Source organism: Arthrobacter sp. NPDC057388, assembly GCF_042668165.1.
Lineage (GTDB): Bacteria > Actinomycetota > Actinomycetes > Actinomycetales > Micrococcaceae > Arthrobacter.
This window is the reverse complement of record NZ_JBHVBL010000016.1, coordinates 32,985-48,177: the sequence shown is the minus strand read 5'-3', so window position 1 is coordinate 48,177 and position 15,193 is coordinate 32,985. Positions and strand designations below refer to the sequence as shown.

The following is a 15,193-nucleotide window of genomic DNA, read 5'->3' as shown; positions in this document are numbered from 1 at the left end:
TTAACGGGGTAGGGCGCCTACTCCCTCAGGAGTAAGCGCCCCACGACGATGGTTGAGCTGGGCCCAGCTCAGGCTAGGAGATACCCGCCTGGCGTTCCGCGGTTTCCACCACGTTGGCCAGGAGCATGGCGCGGGTCATCGGACCCACTCCGCCCGGGTTCGGCGACAGCCAGGCGGCGACGTCGGCGGCGTCGGGGTGCACGTCCCCTGTGACCACGGCCTTGCCGGTGCCGTCGTCCACGCGGCTCACGCCGACGTCGAGCACGATGGCGCCGGGCTTCAGGTCCTCCGCCTTGACCAGGTGCGGCACGCCGGCCGCAGCAATCACGACGTCGGCCTGCCGGAGTTCGGCGGGCAGGTCGGCGGTACCGGTGTGCGCCAGCACCACGGTGGCGTTGACGTCCTTGCGGGTCAGCAGCAGGCCCACCGGACGGCCGATGGTCACGCCGCGTCCGACCACGAGAACGCGCTTGCCCTTGAGGTCGATGCCGTGCCGGCTGAGCAGTTCCACGCAGCCCTTGGGGGTGCAGGGCAGCGGGGACTTCATGGGTCCGCTGATGTTGGCCACCAGCCGGCCCAGGTTCATCGGGTGCAGGCCGTCGGCGTCCTTGTCCGGATCCATGGCCTCCAGGATGACGTCCTGGTCGATGTGCTTGGGCAGCGGCAGCTGGACGATGTACCCCGTGCAGTCAGGGTTTTCGTTCAGCTCGCGGACCACGTCCAGGAGCTCGTCCTGGGTGGTTTCCTCGGGCAGGTCGCGGCGGATGGAGTTGATGCCCACCTCGGCGCAGTCCTTGTGCTTGCCGCCCACGTACCAGGTGCTGCCGGGGTCAGACCCCACCAGGATGGTGCCCAGTCCCGGAGTGACGCCCCTGGCCTTGAGTGCGGCCACGCGTTCGGTCAGCTCGGCCTTGATGGCAGCGGCGGTGGCCTTGCCGTCAAGGATCTGCGCGGTTTTTGCGGTTTCAGTCATGGATCACCACTGTTCGTGCTGCGGGTACAGCGGGAAGTCGGCTGCGAGCTTGTCAACGCGGGCCTGCAGGGCCTCGACGTCGGTTGCGGAACCGGCCTTCAGCGCGGTCGCGATGATGTCGGCAACCTCGGTGAACTCGGTGGCGCCGAAGCCGCGGGTGGCCAGGGCCGGGGTGCCGATGCGCAGGCCGGAGGTGACCATCGGCGGGCGCGGGTCGAACGGCACGGCGTTGCGGTTGACGGTGATGCCGACCGAGTGCAGGAGGTCCTCGGCCTGCTGGCCGTCCAGCTGCGAGTTGCGCAGGTCAACCAGCACCAGGTGGACGTCGGTGCCGCCGGTGAGGACGGAAACGCCGGCCTCGGCAACGTCGGACTGGTTGAGCCGGTCGGCAATGATCTTGGCGCCTTCCAGGACGCGCTCCTGGCGCTCCTTGAATTCCTGGGAGCCGGCGATCTTGAAGGCCACGGCCTTGGCGGCGATGACGTGCATGAGCGGTCCGCCCTGCTGGCCCGGGAAGACGTTGGAGTTCAGCTTCTTGGCCCACTCCTGCTTTGCCAGGATCACGCCGGAGCGCGGGCCGGCGAGGGTCTTGTGCACGGTGGAGGTGACGACGTCGGAGTGCGGCACCGGGCTCGGGTGCAGGCCCGCTGCCACAAGGCCGGCGAAGTGTGCCATGTCCGTCCAGAGCAGGGCGCCCACTTCATTGGCGATCGAGCGGAAGGCGGCGAAGTCGAGGTGGCGCGGGTAGGCGGACCAGCCGGCGATGATCACCTGCGGCTTCTCGGCGATGGCCTGCTCGCGGAGCTTGTCCATGTCCACCCGGAAGGTGTCCTGCTCAACCTGGTAAGCGGCGACTTCGTAGAGCTTGCCGGAGAAGTTGAGCTTCATGCCGTGGGTGAGGTGTCCGCCGTGGGCGAGGGACAGGCCCAGGATCTTGTCACCGGGGGTGATCATGGCGGACAGGGCAGCAGCGTTGGCCTGGGCGCCGGAGTGCGGCTGGACGTTGGCGTATTCGGCACCGAACAGGGCCTTGACCCGGTCGATGGCCAGCTGCTCGGCGACATCGACATACTCGCAGCCGCCGTAGTAGCGGCGGCCCGGGTAGCCCTCAGCGTACTTGTTGGTCAGCACGGAGCCCTGGGCTTCCATGACGGCGCGGGGGGCGAAGTTTTCGGAGGCGATCATTTCCAGGGTGCCGCGCTGGCGGCCAAGCTCCTGGTCCAGTACTGCGGCGATCTCGGGATCGAGCTCAGCCAGCGGCTGGTTGCTGACGGCGGAAGTGCTAACGGAAGTCGGTGAAGTAGTCACGAAGAACTCCTGGCTAGGGATGGGCACTGCTAAAGGTCAGGCTACCGGCTGGAACGTTGCTCCGCCCTTCGATGACCACCATCCGGAAAAGGCTCCGGGCGCAGGTCAATCAAGGGCGCCGCAGCGCACTGGGTGGCTGCTCTTGGAGAAGCGCACCGCTACCGGCAAAACATGACCCTCGGCCCAGGCGTACGATCCGTGGTCTTCGTGAGTGCCGCTCCCTGGTGGTTAGCCACCCAAACGCCAGTTGCGACGCCACCACACTATCAAAAGCAGGACCAACGCGCGGGTAGGCTGTTCTTCGTGAATGAAGACCAGCTCGCCAAATCGTACGTTGTAACCCTCTCCTGCCCCGACCGCCCCGGAATCGTGCACGCCGTTGCCGGCGCCCTGCTCGTGGCGGGCTGCAACATCACGGACTCCCAGCAGTACGGCAGCGAGACCACCGGCACCTTCTTCATGCGCGTGGAAGCCACCACCACCGCCTCGCAGAACGAGGTGGTCGCGGCCCTGGAACCGGTGGCCGAGGCCTTCGGCATGCAGTGGAACCTGAACCCCGTGGGGCGCAAAGTCCGCACCCTGCTGATGGCCAGCAAGTCCGCGCACTGCCTGAACGACCTCCTGTTCCTGCAGCGCTCCGGCACCCTGCCCATCGAAATTCCCGCGATCGTCTCCAACCACCGCGACCTGGCCGGGCTGGCCGACTTCTACGGCATCCCGTTCCACTACATTCCGGTCACGCCCGACACCAAGGAGCAGGCCGAGGACCAGCTGCGCAAGATCATCGCCGAGGAGGGTGTGGAGCTGACCGTCCTGGCCCGGTATATGCAGATCATCTCCGATGACCTCTGCACTGAACTGACCGGCAAGGCCATCAACATCCACCACTCCTTCCTGCCGTCCTTCAAGGGCGCCAAGCCGTACCACCAGGCCCACGCCCGCGGCGTGAAGCTAATCGGCGCCACCGCGCACTACGTCACGGCGGCGCTGGACGAGGGTCCGATCATCGAGCAGGAGGTCATCCGCGTCAGCCACGCCCGCACGGCTGAGCAGCTCGTGCAGATCGGCCGTGACGTGGAGGGCCGCGCCCTCGCCCAGGCCGTGCAGTGGCATGCCGAACACCGCGTGCTGCTGGACGGCAACCGGACCGTCGTCTTCAACTGACCGAAACGCCGCCGCGGGCCGCCGGGTCCGCGGCGGTTTCGGGTCCCGGGCAGCGGTTCACAGCCGGCGGGTTTTAACCAAGACTGGTTAACACGATGACCCTGCTGACGGAAACCTCGCTCGAACCCTTCATCGCCCTGCTCAAGGCACAGGGCAGGCACGCCGTGCTGGACGTGTGCTGCGGCCCGGGCGACGACGGCCTCCGCTTCGTCCAGGCCGGAATCCACTACACCGGCGTTGATCCCTTCGACGGCAACGTCCGGTACGCGATGGCCCGCCGCCTGAGCGTGACGGTGGCAGACCCGGCGTGCCTGCCCTTTGCCGCGAACACCTTCCCCGCAATCTGGGCGGTCCAGTCGCTGGAGGGCCTCACGGCAGAGCAGGCGGACGACGTCGTACGTGAACTTGAGCGCGTGGCACAACCGGGTGCGCCGATCGCCGTCATTCTTCCTTGACCACCGCTGGAACTGATCCGGTTAAACCTCGGTTACAGCGTCCCGCGCCTTTTCTGCCTCGTACGACCGCAGGCCGTGCTTCACACCGAGCCGGATGATCCAGTACAGCGCCGTTGCCACGAGCGCCGTCGGAACCACGTAGATGACTATGGGCATAAGTATCGAAAGCATGTTTCCCCCTTGTGAGCGTTCCGTACTGGGGATAGCGTCTCATGCGGATCGCAGGCGGGGACAACTCCGTCAGGACGCTGCCGGACGGTTGAGCCGCACGCGGACCGCGGCGCCGGCGCAGAGCATAACGGCCAGTCCGCCGACGGCGGTGGCCCACGTCAGCTGTTCCCCAAGCAGCAGCGCAGCCCAGCAAATGGTCATCACCGGCTGTGCGAGCTGGACCTGGCTCACCTGTGCCATGGGCCCGATGGCGAGGCCGCGGTACCAGGCGAAGAAGCCCAGCAACATGCTGACAAGGGCGAGGTAAACAAAGGCGGCCCATTGCCCGGGCGTACCCGAGGGCGGCTGGTGCGACACCGTGAATGCCACAACACCGGCCATCAGGGGCGCGGCCAGGACAAGGGCCCAGGATATGGTCTGCCATGCACCCAGTTCGCGGGCCAGCAGCCCGCCCTCGGCGTACCCCACGGCAGCTGCCAGCACGGCGCCGAAGAACAACAGGTCCGTCCAGTGCAGCTGCCCGAAGCCGCCGGGCTGCGCGAAGGCGAAACCGACGGCGGCAAGGGCGCCCGCTCCGGTCGCAGCCCAAAACGCCACCGGCGGCCGCTCACGGCCGCGCAGAACCGCCGTCGTGGCAGTGGCGGCTGGCAGTAACGCGATCACAACAGCCCCGTGGCTGGCCGGCGCGGCGGTGAGTGCGAAGGAGGTCAGCATGGGGAAGCCGACGACGACACCGCCGGCAACCACCGCCACGCGCAGCCACTGCCTGCCGCGGGGCAGGCGCTGCCGCGCCAGCACCAGCGCCGCGGCGGCCAGAACAGCTGCTGCCACCGCCCGGCCTGAGCCGATGAACAACGGCGACAGCCCCTCCACGGCAACCTTCGTAAAGGGAACCGTAAACGAGAAGGCCAGCACCCCCAGCAGGCCCCACCACAGCCCGCTCCGCACTGGCCTGTCCTGGGACGTTTTGTCCTGCGGCGGGAGTATCACCAAGTGAGCAGCAACAGTAGCGCTATCATTATCTCTCATGAACAACGATAGCAGTTCGCGCATCGCGTCGGAATTAAGGGAATGGGTGGCCAAGGCGGCGCCCGGGGCGCAGCTGCCGTCAACCCGCGCGCTGGTCGCCGACTACCAGGCCAGCCCCGTCACGGTGCAGAAAGCACTGCAGGTGCTCACCCGGGAAGGCGTCATCGAGAGCCGGCCGGGTGTGGGCACATTCGTGCGGGCCATCCGGACCGCGCGGCCCGCGGATTACGGCTGGCAGACGGCGGCCCTGCGTTCGCCGCAGGCGCCGCTCCGGCCGGCCTCCGCGGCGATGCGCAGCGCACCGAACGATGTCATTGCATTCCATTCCGGCTATCCGGACCGCGAACTTCTGCCCGAGCGGCTGGTACGGGCGGCGCTCACGCGCGCGGCACGCGGCGAAGCGGCGCTGTCCCGTCCCCCGGCCGCGGGGCTGCCCGAGCTGCAGTCCTGGTTCGCACACGAGCTCGGCGGTGCAACACCGGCCGGCGTCACCCCGCCAACCCCGAGTGACGTCGTCGTTCTTCCGGGCAGCCAGAGCGGGCTAAGCTCCATCTTCAGGGCGCTCATCGGCTACGGGCAGCCGCTGCTGGTGGAGTCCCCCACCTACTGGGGCGCCATCCTGGCCGCGGCGCAGGCCGGCGTCCGGGTGATCCCTGTACCCAGCGGGACCGGCGGCCCGGATCCGGAGGAGTTGGCCCGCGCCTTCGAGGAATCGGGGGCGCGGATGTTCTATGCCCAGCCGAACTACGCCAACCCCACCGGAGCCCAGTGGGATGGCAAGCTCGCTGAACAGGTACTGGACGTCGTGCGAAAGTACGGCGCCTTCCTCCTCGAGGACGACTGGGCGCACGACTTCGGCATCACCACCACAGCCCACCCGGTGGCGGCCCGCGACGATTCCGGGCATGTTGTGTATCTGCGGTCACTGACCAAGAGCGTCTCCCCTGCCATCCGCGTGGCCGCCGTCATTGCCCGCGGCCCGGCACGCGAGCGCATCCTCGCAGACCGGGCGGCCGAGTCCATGTATGTCAGCGGCCTCCTCCAGGCCGCCGCACTCGACGTCGTCTCCCAGCCGGCCTGGCAAACCCACCTCCGAAGCCTCCGGCATCAGCTCCAGTCGCGCCGCGACCTGCTCCTCACTAGCCTGCTTGAACACACCCCGCAGGCCCACATGGAGAACGTCCCGAAGGGCGGGCTGAACCTATGGGCGCGCCTTCCCGACGGGACCGACGTCGAACAGCTCGCCCGGAACTGCGAAAGGGCCGGCGTGGTCATCGCTGCGGGAACGGAGTGGTTTCCGGCCGAACCGGCGGGGCCGTTCATCCGGCTCAACTACGCGGGACCCAATCCGGCAGCCTTCCCCGAAGGTGCCCGGATCATCGGCCGCGAGCTCGGGCGGGCCGCAGGGTAATTCCGGCCCGCCCGGCGCGCCTAGGATGGGAGTGGCCGGGTGCGCGCATCCCACCTCTGGGTTAGCGGTCCCGGCAGCACGCCGGTCCAGGCTCCGGCGACGGGAAAGGACGAATCTTCGTGGGCTATGTCTATCTGGCGCTGGCAATCGCCGTGGAGGTCTTGGGCACCAGCCTGCTGAAGTCAACGGAGGGATTTACCCGGCTCTGGCCGAGCGTCCTGTGCCTGGGGTCCTACGGGGTGGCCTTCGCCCTGCTGTCGCAGGTGGTCAAGAGCGTCCCGGTCGGGGTCGCCTATGCCCTGTGGTCCGGCCTCGGAACGGTTGCCATCGTGGCGATCGGTGCGATGTTCCTCGGCGAAGAGCTCAATCTGACGAAGATCCTCGGCATCGCGCTGGTGGTGGCTGGCGTCGTCGTCCTCAATGTCGGCGGAGCCCACTGACCGGACTGGGTGAGTTTTTGTCCAGATATCGCGGGTTAGAGGCCCTTTAAGTCACGATACGTGGACAAAAACTCCTGAGGAGTTGGGGGCTTATCGTGTCCTAGGCTTGGGGCATGGCTCCCATTTACCCCTTCGCCGGTGACACCCCGGACGTCCACCCTTCCGTTTTTGTTGCGCCGACGGCGTCGGTCATCGGCCGCGCCACCCTCGCCGAGGATTCCAGCGCGTTCTACGGCGTGTCGGTCCGCGCGGACACGGCCGCCATTACCGTGGGCACGGGCAGCAACCTGCAGGACAACGTGGTGCTGCACGCGGATCCCGGCTTCCCCTGCAGTGTCGGCGCCCGCGTCAGCGTCGGGCACAGCGCCGTCGTCCATGGCTGCACCGTCGAGGACGACTGCCTCATCGGCATGAGCGCCACCATCCTCAACGGAGCAGTGATCGGCGCCGGCTCGCTTGTGGCGGCCGGCGCCGTCGTGCTGGAAGGGACGGTGGTCCCGCCCCGCTCGCTGGTGGCCGGGGTGCCGGCCAAGGTGCGCCGCGAACTCACCGATGAGGAGTTCGAGGGCGTGAAAGGCAACGCCGCGCGCTACCGCGAGCTCGCGGCGGCCCACCGGGAGATGCACGCACCCAAGTAGGTCGCAGCACAGGGCGTTCCCGGCGCTGGGAACGCCCTGACGTGCTACCCAGTTGGGCGTTTGCGCCTGCCTTAGTCCAGGCTGATCGGCTAGTCCAGGCTGATCGGGCCCAGCTCGTCCAGCAGGTCGCCGGGGCCCGGGTTGCCGGGGGCCGACGAGCCGCCGAGGTGGTTCACCACGCCCCACACCGCGTTCAGCCCGGTGGTCACGGCACCCTCGGCCCAGCCCGCCGTGAAGGAGACGTCGTCGCCCGCAAGGAAGATGCCGCGCTGGCTTTCCGGCAGCCTGTCCTGCTTGAAGTGCGTGAACAGCCGCTGCTGGTAGCGGTAGTGGCCGGGGAGGTTCGCCTTGAACGCCCCCATGAAGTTGGGGTCGGCCTCCCACGAGACGGTGATGGGCTGGCCCACGATGTGGCTGGCGATGTCCACGCCCGGGTAGATCTGCCCGAGCGAGTGCAGCATCAGCTCCACCCGTTCGTCGGCATCGAGAGCCAGCCACTTCAGCGCGTCGTCGTTCCACGTGTAGGACAGCAGGATCACGGCGGGCTGGTCGGGCCCGTTGTCCAGCAGGTAGGTGGCACGGTTGAGCCGGTCGGTCAGCGTCATGGACAGCACCTCCCTGCCGGTTTCGGGATCGATGTCCTTCCAGAACGGCCGGTCCACCATCACGAACGTTTTGGACGACTGCATGTAGTGCGAGCGCTCGATCGCGGTCCACAGCTCGGCCGGGAACAGCGCCTCCTCGGTGTGGATCCGGGTGGACAGCAGCCACGACTGGCAGGTGGTGACCACGGCCGGGTAGGACGCTTCCCTCCCCCACCGCTCACGGATGCGGAGGTTGCCGTCGGCGTCGCGGCTGATCCGTTCGACGGCGCCGCGCGGGGAGCCGGTGTGCAGGGACGCCAGGGACGTTCCTTCCGGCCAGTGCGCCATGTTCGACGGCGCGTGGTGCCAGAGTGCCTCGGGGAGCCTTTGTGCTCCCCCGGCGATGAGGCGGTGCTGGTCATCGGCGTCGGTGTACACGACGCGGAGGATTTCCAGGATGGAGTTGGGGAAGTCGGTGTCCCAGCCGCCGGTGCCGAATCCCACCTGGCCGAACGCCTCGCGGTGCGCGAAGCCCGCCTTGCGGAATGCCTGGCTGCCGGCGATGAAGCCGTAGAAGGTCTCCTCGTCGAGCTCCGGAAGAAGATCGTTCCACAGTTCCTTGATCCGGGCCGTGTCCCGCGCCCGGATGGCTTCCTGCATCTGCGAGAACCGGGCGCCGTCGTTCACGGCGGCCTTCCAGGCATCGGCCACTTCGCGGAAGAACGGCGGCAGGTCCGCCGAGGTGTTGGCGTAGTGCTTTTGCCCCGCCAGTTCGATCACCGTGCTGGAGGTTGCCGGAGCCAGCGGGTTGGGAAAGTCCCGGGTCTCCAGTCCCAGCAGGTCCACGTAGTGGTAGAACGCCTTGCCGGACACCGGGAACCGCATGCCGCCCAGGTCGGCCACAACGTCGGGAGCCGCCGGGAAGCTGGCGGTGCGCAGGCGCCCGCCGAGCCGGTCCGCTTCATACAGCACCGGCCGGAGCCCAAGCTTCATCAGCTCGTACGCCGTCACCAGCCCGGACAGCCCGGCGCCCACCACGGCCACCTCGGTGCCGTGCAGCTCCGGCGGGACCGACCCCAGACCGTCCGGGTGGGACAGGTAGTGGTCATAGCTGAACGGGAAGTCCGGGTTCAGCATGGTCACCGGGGCCTGTTCCGGCGCCCCGGCTCCCGGGAGGCCGGGGGCAGTGGTGGTGCTGGACGGGTCGAAGGCCGGCAGTTCGGTAGCGGTAGTCATGGAAGGTCTGTCTCCGTGGTCTTGGGTGTCTTGTTACTGGTGAAAGGTTGACTGGTCAGCGGGTGCAGGCGCTGGGGAAAAATCACGGCCGGATAGTTCAAGGTATTCCTCCTGCCCCAGCGCGGCTACCCGCGAGTGCCGGCGGCCGTAGCCGAAGTAGGCGGCGAGGCCCACCAGCATCCAGGCCGCGAAGGTCACCCACGTCTCTGCGCCCAGGTTGGCCATCAGGTAGACGCACATCAGTGCGCCGAGGATCGGTGTCAGCGGGAACAGCGGAACCCGGAAGGTCCGCCGGAGCTCGGGCTGGGTGCGGCGGAGGTAGATGACCGCCACGTTCACCAGGGCGAACGCGAACAGGGTACCGATGCTGGTGGCATCCGCGAGCGCGCCGAGCGGGACCAGCCCGGCGGTGAGGGCGACGGCGGTTCCCACGATCAGCGTTCCGGCAACGGGGGTGCCGGTGCGGTGGGAGACACGGCCAAAGACGCGTGGAACGAGTCCGTCGCGGGACATGGAAAGCAGGATGCGGGTTTGTCCGTAAAGCACTGTCAGCACGATGCTGGCGATGGCGAGGACCGCTCCGACGGCGAACACCAGCGCGATCCACGGCTGTCCGGTGATTTCCTCGAGGATCTTCACCAGGGCCGCTTCGGTGCCGTCGAACCAGCCCCAGGGACGGGCACCGATCGCCGCAACCGCTACCAGGACGTAAATGGTGGTGACGATGAGCATGGAGAGCATGATGGCGCGGGGCAGGTCGCGCTTGGGGTTGCGCGCCTCCTCACCCGCGGTGGAGGCGGCGTCGAAGCCGATGTAGGAGAAGAACACCCGGGAGGCGGCGGCGGAGACGCCGGCTGCGCCCATCGGCAGGAGCGGTTCGAAGTGTCCGCCGTTGAAGGCGGTGAAGGCCACCGCGCAGAAGAAGACCAGGATGCCCACCTTGACCAGCACGATCGCGGTGTTGATCCAGGCGCTCTCCTTGGCGCCGCGGACCAGCAGGACCATGGCCAGCACCACGATCACCATTGCCGGGACGTTCACCAGGCCGCCGTCGCCCGGGGGCTGCGACACAGCATCCGGCAGTGCCTGTCCGAAGACCGCCAGTGTTTCGTTGACGTACTGGCCGGCGCCCACTGCCACCGCCGCAACGGAAACGGCGTATTCGAGCACCAGGCACCAGCCGCAGATCCAGGCCATGCCCTCCCCCATGGTGGCGTACGTGTATGAGTAGCTGGAGCCCGCGGCCGGGACGAGTCCGGCCATTTCGGCGTAGGACACGGCCGAGAGGAGCGCGGCGAGGCCGGCGATGGCGAATGAGATCCAGATGGCCGGCCCTGCCAGCGGCACTGACTCACCCAGGATGACCAGGATGCCGGTGCCGAGGGTGGCCCCCACGCTGATCATCGTGAGCTGGAGGACCCCGAAGCTGCGGACCAGGCGGGTTCCGCCATGGCCCGTCTCGGCTTCCTGGACCATTTGCCCGATCGGCTTGCGGCGGAGCAGCTGGGCAGCCAGTCCGGGGCGGCCGGCCTGCACGGGAGGCCGCGGTCCTGCTTGGGTGGGCACAGTCATCATTGACGTCCGTTCGTGAGTAGTTGGGGGCTTCCGTCGCTCCAGCCTAGGCCTGTGAGTCACCTCTCAATGCTGTGCAAAATGACCTAGAGTGTTCTGTCATGGGACGTAATGCACAACACGGAGCTGCGCCGGGCCAACCCGGCAGCGCGATACAGGCCGGCGAACCCGCGGTGGAATCCCACGGCGGCGTCACCCTCAACCAGCTCCTCGCAAAGCTGCCCCCGGGGGTTGAGATGCTGCACGACGGCGGCAACGGTTCCGGCCTGCTCCGGTGGGTCGAGCCGAGCGAACTGGCAGACCCCACGCCGTACCTGCTCGATGGCGAGTTCCTCCTCACGGCCGGGCTGCCCTTTGTTGGCGGATCAGCTGAAACGGCGGATCACGGCGTGGCCGAGCGGCCAGATGCCGCCGGCGCGGCCGGTGAAGCCCCGGGGGTGGCTTCCGATGCCACCGGTGACGCCGACGCCTACGTCAGGCGCCTGGTGAAGGCCGGGGTGGTGGCCCTGGGCTTCGGCCTGGAGCCGTACTTCAGCGCTGTCCCGGACAGCGTCGTGGCGGCGTGCGCCCGGCACAACCTGACACTGTTGCAGGTGCCGAGCACTGTCCCGTTCGCCGCCATCGGCCTCGAGTTTTCCCGGCTCCTCGAATCGGACAACGCGAAACTGTTCCGGCACCTTGCGGACACCAACCGGCAGCTGATGCGGGCCGTGCTGTCCGCCCGGCCTGAGCACGAACTGCTCGCCGCCCTTGCCCAGCGTGTCCCGGTATGGGCCATGCTGATCGGCGCCGACGGCCGGGTCCGCGCCCGGGCGGGCTCCGGCGTCGAGACGGCTGCCCTGCAGCCGCTGCTCGGCCGGCTCCTGGGCGGCAGCGGCCCCCGCGTCGAGATGGATTCCCTGGACCGTCCGGGATCCGGGCTTGTGTTCGGCCATCCGCTGCGCAGTGCGCGGGACGCCAACCTCGGGGCGCTGGTGCTGGGCAGCGATGTGCCGCTGACGCCCGCGCAGAACAGCGTGGTCTCCTCCGCCGTCGGGCTGCTGGAGCTCCTGGTCCGGCAGCGGACCAGCGGATCACTGGCGCCAAGCCAGCTGGCGACCGCGCTGCTGCTGCACCCAGACAGCATGAACTCCGGCGGGACGCGGCACATCAACGGACTGCGGGACCTGCTGGCCCAAAGCACCTCCTCCACACGCTCCGGTCCTCTGCGCGTCATCCAGGGAATCAGGGCAGCACAAAGCTCCCCTGCCGCTCAGGACATCCGGCCCGGGCAGGCGGCCGGACGGGCCGGAGAGAGCCCGGTCCGGGAGCTGCTGCAGTGGCGCCGCCTGTTCGACACCAAGCTCGTGGAACTCACGGACTACGGCTTCGCCGCAGTGACCCGGCTCCGGGTGGACGATGCTCTGCTGGCCGAGGTCGAAAAGCTGGGGTGGCGCGTGGTCATCGGCGACCCCAGCGAGCTGACGGACCTGGGCAGTGCCTACCAGCGGGTGACGGCGCTGCGGCAGCGCGTCCAGACCACCGGCAAAAGCGCCCGGGTGGGGGAAGTGGCGTGGACGGTCACCGGACTGCTGGGACAGGAGGCCGGAAGCATGCTGGCCGGCCGGCTGCTGGAGCCTGTGCTCAGCCAGGAGAGCGGCCGCCGCACCGCGCAGCTGTCCTTACTGAGGGCGTGGCTCGGCGAGAACGGTAACTGGGATGCCACCGCCAAGGCCCTGGGCCTGCACCGCAACAGCGTCCGGCGGCAGGTCAATGCGGTGGCGGAGCTTTTGGACGCAGACCTGAACCAGGCGCAGGTGCGGGCCGAACTCTGGATTGCGCTGCAGTACGTCGACGAACTGCAGGCCGGCACATAGGCCCGGGCGCTACATGGGCCTCACGGCTTAGGGCCTTGCGGCGCCGCCGGCATCTTCCCAGGCACGGTAAACATCGGCCCGGCGTTCGCGCAGGTAGGGCACGGCATCCCGCGCCTGGCGGGCCGCCTCGGCACTGACCTCCGCATACAGCAGTTCCTCGCCCCGCCCGGCGGCGGCCAGCAGTTCGCCGTCCGGCCCTGCGATCACGCTCCCGCCCAGGAAGGCGCAGCCGTCTTCCTCCCCGGAATGGTTGGCGTAGGCCACCGTCAGCTGGCTCTCCAGGGCCCGGGCCCGCAGCAGCACCTGCGGCACCGATTCGAAGCCGTGGGCCAGCGCGGTGGGAACCAGGAGCAGCTCGGCGCCGGCCGCGGCCGCCGCCCGCACCGTCTCGGGGAACTCCACGTCGTAGCAGATAACCAGCGAGGCTTTGAGGCCACCCAGGTCGACGACGGCGGGCGCAGCGTCCGCGGGGCTGAACGCCTTCCGCTCCTCCGGCCCAAAAAGGTGGACCTTGGCGTAGCTGAGCAGTTCGTTTCCGTTGCGATCCAGGACGGTCGCGCTGATCTGCCACTCGCCGCCGGGTGTCACAACGGGCAGGCTGTGAACGAGGGCTATCCGGTGCCGGGCGGCGATGCGGGCCAGGTCCCGCCGGATGGCGGGCAGGGCGCCCGGGTCGAGTTCCGTCCGGACGCGCAGCGGGGCGTAGCCCACCGGGAAAAGTTCGGGAGTGAGGAGCACCCCGGCACCCGCTTCCGCGGCCGCCTGCGCTGCCCTGTCGATAACTGCGCAGTTCCGCCCGATGTCCAAAACACTGGAGTTCGCCTGCATCAGCGCCAGCTTCACCGTGATCACCTCAAGTCTTCGTGGCCGCCCCGCCCAGCACCGGACGCCGTTTCCTTCAGCGTAACCGCGCACGGCGGCCGCCGAGACGGTCTATTTGCACCGTTCCTCGCGCCGGGTGGGGCGGATTGCCCGGCGACTGCATTAGTCCATATGCTGGGGCATTGCGTTAACTTCTTGACTACAAGGGCCGGGATGGTGCAATGTTCATTTCATGCCCTCACCATCGAGCTCGACGAGGAGCCGAACCAAAAACCCCGGGTCGCAGTCAGCCCTCAGGAGCCTTAACCAGCAGCGGATCATCGAGTGCCTGCTGAACGGCCCATCGACCCAGGCGGAGCTGGCCCGGCAGACGGGACTGTCCACCGCCACCGTGTCCAACATCGTCAAAATCATGCAGGACTCGGGCCTCGCCTCCACAGAGCCGACCACCAGTTCCGGGCGGCGCGCACTCAACGTCCGGCTCAACAGCAACGGAGCCGTGGCGGTGGGCATCGACTTCGGCAGGCGGCACCTGCGCGTGGTCCTCGCCACGCTCAGCTACCACGTCATCGCCGAGGAATCCGTGCTGCTGCCCCTCGGCCACCAGGCCGAGCAGGGCATCCAGGCCGCGGTCGCCCTGCTGGACAAACTGCTCGCGGACAGCGGGGTGGAACGTACCGCGGTGGTGGGTGCCGGCGTCGGGATTCCCGGCCCCATCGACCGGCGGACCAGCACGGTGGCCCAGGGGGCGATCCTTCCTGAATGGGTAGGCATCGACATTCAGGAACGCCTCGAAGATGCCTTCCAGTTCCCCATTTTCATTGACAATGACTCGAATCTTGGCGCGCTGTCCGAGGTCACATGGGGGCCCCACAGCGGCATCAGCAACCTGCTGTTCATGAAGATCGGCTCCGGCATCGGGGCGGGGCTGATCCTGAACGGCAACCCGTACTACGGCAACGTCGGCATCACGGGCGAAATAGGCCATGCGACCATCCACGAACACGGCCTGATCTGCCGCTGCGGCAACAGGGGATGCCTGGAAACCATCGCCTCCACCACCACCATGATCGAACTGCTGAGCCGGGGCGAGGAGCGGCCGCTCACGCCCGAGGACATCGTCCGCAAGGCACTGGCGAGGGATGCCGCCACCCTGCGCGTGGTGGACGACGCCGGCCTGGCCGTGGGCCGGGCACTGGGGAACGTGGCCAACCTGATCAATCCCGAGGTGATCGTGGTGGGCGGCCCCCTGGCCGCGCTGGGCGACATCCTCCTGGACCCGATCCGGCGGGGACTGGTCCGTCACGCCGTGCCGGTCATCGGCGAAACCACCAAGCTCACCATGTCCTCGCTGAATGACCGGGCCGAGGCCCTGGGCGCCGCTTCGCTCGTGTTCCAGCACGCCGGAATCCGGCGCACGTAGCGTTTCGTTATCCCGCCGTTGCGTTAAAGACTTGACGACAATGGCATGCTCCATCTACTTTTTTCATCAGACGGCCCTGTGGATTGCAGGGAAGACAACGAAGTCAATGCA

Annotated in this window: 14 protein-coding genes; 7 read left to right on the top strand and 7 right to left on the bottom strand. The window is 68.1% G+C overall.

The genetic code is table 11. The features are described 5' to 3' along the window. Nucleotides 1–73 precede the first annotated feature (73 nt). On the bottom strand, nt 74–973 hold the full coding sequence (locus ACFUTU_RS10090; protein WP_377963747.1) for a bifunctional methylenetetrahydrofolate dehydrogenase/methenyltetrahydrofolate cyclohydrolase: 900 nt from the start codon (nt 971–973) through the stop codon (nt 74–76). 3 nt (nt 974–976) lie between these two features. After that, a complete protein-coding gene (glyA, locus tag ACFUTU_RS10085) occupies nt 977–2,281 on the bottom strand; it encodes a serine hydroxymethyltransferase (protein ID WP_377963745.1) in 1,305 nt (434 codons plus the stop codon). A gap of 303 nt (nt 2,282–2,584) precedes the next feature. Between glyA and purU the strand changes: the two genes are divergently transcribed. Beyond that, the gene (gene purU, locus ACFUTU_RS10080) at nt 2,585–3,445 is read left to right on the top strand and encodes a formyltetrahydrofolate deformylase (protein ID WP_377963743.1); all 861 of its coding nucleotides are present in this window, start codon (nt 2,585–2,587) and stop codon (nt 3,443–3,445) included. A 95-nt stretch (nt 3,446–3,540) separates the two neighbouring features. Continuing rightward, nucleotides 3,541–3,900: a class I SAM-dependent methyltransferase gene (locus ACFUTU_RS10075; protein ID WP_377963741.1), complete on the top strand. Its 360-nt coding sequence runs from the start codon at nt 3,541–3,543 to the stop codon at nt 3,898–3,900. 21 nt (nt 3,901–3,921) lie between these two features. On the opposite strand, the gene ACFUTU_RS10070 is transcribed toward ACFUTU_RS10075, so the two are convergent. Then, complete coding sequence (locus ACFUTU_RS10070) at nt 3,922–4,071, bottom strand: hypothetical protein (RefSeq protein ID WP_377963739.1); 150 nt, start codon at nt 4,069–4,071, stop codon at nt 3,922–3,924. 69 nt (nt 4,072–4,140) lie between these two features. Next, the gene (locus ACFUTU_RS10065) at nt 4,141–5,058 is read right to left on the bottom strand and encodes a DMT family transporter (RefSeq protein WP_377963822.1); all 918 of its coding nucleotides are present in this window, start codon (nt 5,056–5,058) and stop codon (nt 4,141–4,143) included. 40 nt (nt 5,059–5,098) lie between these two features. Between ACFUTU_RS10065 and ACFUTU_RS10060 the strand changes: the two genes are divergently transcribed. From ACFUTU_RS10060 to ACFUTU_RS10050, 3 genes are all read left to right on the top strand, one after another. Continuing rightward, the gene (locus ACFUTU_RS10060) at nt 5,099–6,511 is read left to right on the top strand and encodes a PLP-dependent aminotransferase family protein (protein WP_377963737.1); all 1,413 of its coding nucleotides are present in this window, start codon (nt 5,099–5,101) and stop codon (nt 6,509–6,511) included. Nucleotides 6,512–6,630: 119 nt separating this feature from the next. Continuing rightward, the gene (locus ACFUTU_RS10055; protein ID WP_377963735.1) at nt 6,631–6,951 is read left to right on the top strand and encodes a DMT family transporter; all 321 of its coding nucleotides are present in this window, start codon (nt 6,631–6,633) and stop codon (nt 6,949–6,951) included. Nucleotides 6,952–7,064: 113 nt separating this feature from the next. Further along, on the top strand, nt 7,065–7,589 hold the full coding sequence (locus ACFUTU_RS10050) for a gamma carbonic anhydrase family protein (RefSeq protein WP_377963733.1): 525 nt from the start codon (nt 7,065–7,067) through the stop codon (nt 7,587–7,589). A gap of 89 nt (nt 7,590–7,678) precedes the next feature. On the opposite strand, the gene ACFUTU_RS10045 is transcribed toward ACFUTU_RS10050, so the two are convergent. Continuing rightward, nucleotides 7,679–9,409, bottom strand: a complete 1,731-nt coding sequence (locus ACFUTU_RS10045) for a flavin monoamine oxidase family protein (RefSeq protein ID WP_377963731.1) — start codon at nt 9,407–9,409, stop codon at nt 7,679–7,681. Between the two features lie 33 nt (nt 9,410–9,442). After that, the gene (locus ACFUTU_RS10040) at nt 9,443–10,981 is read right to left on the bottom strand and encodes an amino acid permease (RefSeq protein ID WP_377963820.1); all 1,539 of its coding nucleotides are present in this window, start codon (nt 10,979–10,981) and stop codon (nt 9,443–9,445) included. 101 nt (nt 10,982–11,082) lie between these two features. Between ACFUTU_RS10040 and ACFUTU_RS10035 the strand changes: the two genes are divergently transcribed. Beyond that, the gene (locus tag ACFUTU_RS10035; RefSeq protein WP_377963729.1) at nt 11,083–12,837 is read left to right on the top strand and encodes a PucR family transcriptional regulator ligand-binding domain-containing protein; all 1,755 of its coding nucleotides are present in this window, start codon (nt 11,083–11,085) and stop codon (nt 12,835–12,837) included. A 27-nt stretch (nt 12,838–12,864) separates the two neighbouring features. Here the strand turns inward: ACFUTU_RS10035 and ACFUTU_RS10030 are convergent, their stop codons facing one another. After that, the gene (locus ACFUTU_RS10030) at nt 12,865–13,680 is read right to left on the bottom strand and encodes a nitrilase-related carbon-nitrogen hydrolase (RefSeq protein WP_377963818.1); all 816 of its coding nucleotides are present in this window, start codon (nt 13,678–13,680) and stop codon (nt 12,865–12,867) included. Between the two features lie 211 nt (nt 13,681–13,891). Between ACFUTU_RS10030 and ACFUTU_RS10025 the strand changes: the two genes are divergently transcribed. Next, nucleotides 13,892–15,082: an ROK family transcriptional regulator gene (locus tag ACFUTU_RS10025; RefSeq protein WP_377963727.1), complete on the top strand. Its 1,191-nt coding sequence runs from the start codon at nt 13,892–13,894 to the stop codon at nt 15,080–15,082. Nucleotides 15,083–15,193: the final 111 nt, after the last annotated feature.

What these genes read in the sequence shown, in the direction of transcription:
- ACFUTU_RS10060 (WP_377963737.1), top strand. Translation starts at nt 5,099, where the DNA reads ATGAACAACGATAGCAGTTCGCGCATCGCGTCGGAATTAAGGGAATGG.
- ACFUTU_RS10075 (WP_377963741.1), top strand. Translation starts at nt 3,541, where the DNA reads ATGACCCTGCTGACGGAAACCTCGCTCGAACCCTTCATCGCCCTGCTC.
- ACFUTU_RS10050 (WP_377963733.1), top strand. Translation starts at nt 7,065, where the DNA reads ATGGCTCCCATTTACCCCTTCGCCGGTGACACCCCGGACGTCCACCCT.
- ACFUTU_RS10070 (WP_377963739.1), bottom strand. Translation starts at nt 4,071, where the DNA reads ATGCTTTCGATACTTATGCCCATAGTCATCTACGTGGTTCCGACGGCG.
- ACFUTU_RS10090 (WP_377963747.1), bottom strand. Translation starts at nt 973, where the DNA reads ATGACTGAAACCGCAAAAACCGCGCAGATCCTTGACGGCAAGGCCACC.
- ACFUTU_RS10025 (WP_377963727.1), top strand. Translation starts at nt 13,892, where the DNA reads ATGCCCTCACCATCGAGCTCGACGAGGAGCCGAACCAAAAACCCCGGG.
- ACFUTU_RS10045 (WP_377963731.1), bottom strand. Translation starts at nt 9,409, where the DNA reads ATGACTACCGCTACCGAACTGCCGGCCTTCGACCCGTCCAGCACCACC.
- ACFUTU_RS10040 (WP_377963820.1), bottom strand. Translation starts at nt 10,981, where the DNA reads ATGACTGTGCCCACCCAAGCAGGACCGCGGCCTCCCGTGCAGGCCGGC.
- ACFUTU_RS10035 (WP_377963729.1), top strand. Translation starts at nt 11,083, where the DNA reads ATGGGACGTAATGCACAACACGGAGCTGCGCCGGGCCAACCCGGCAGC.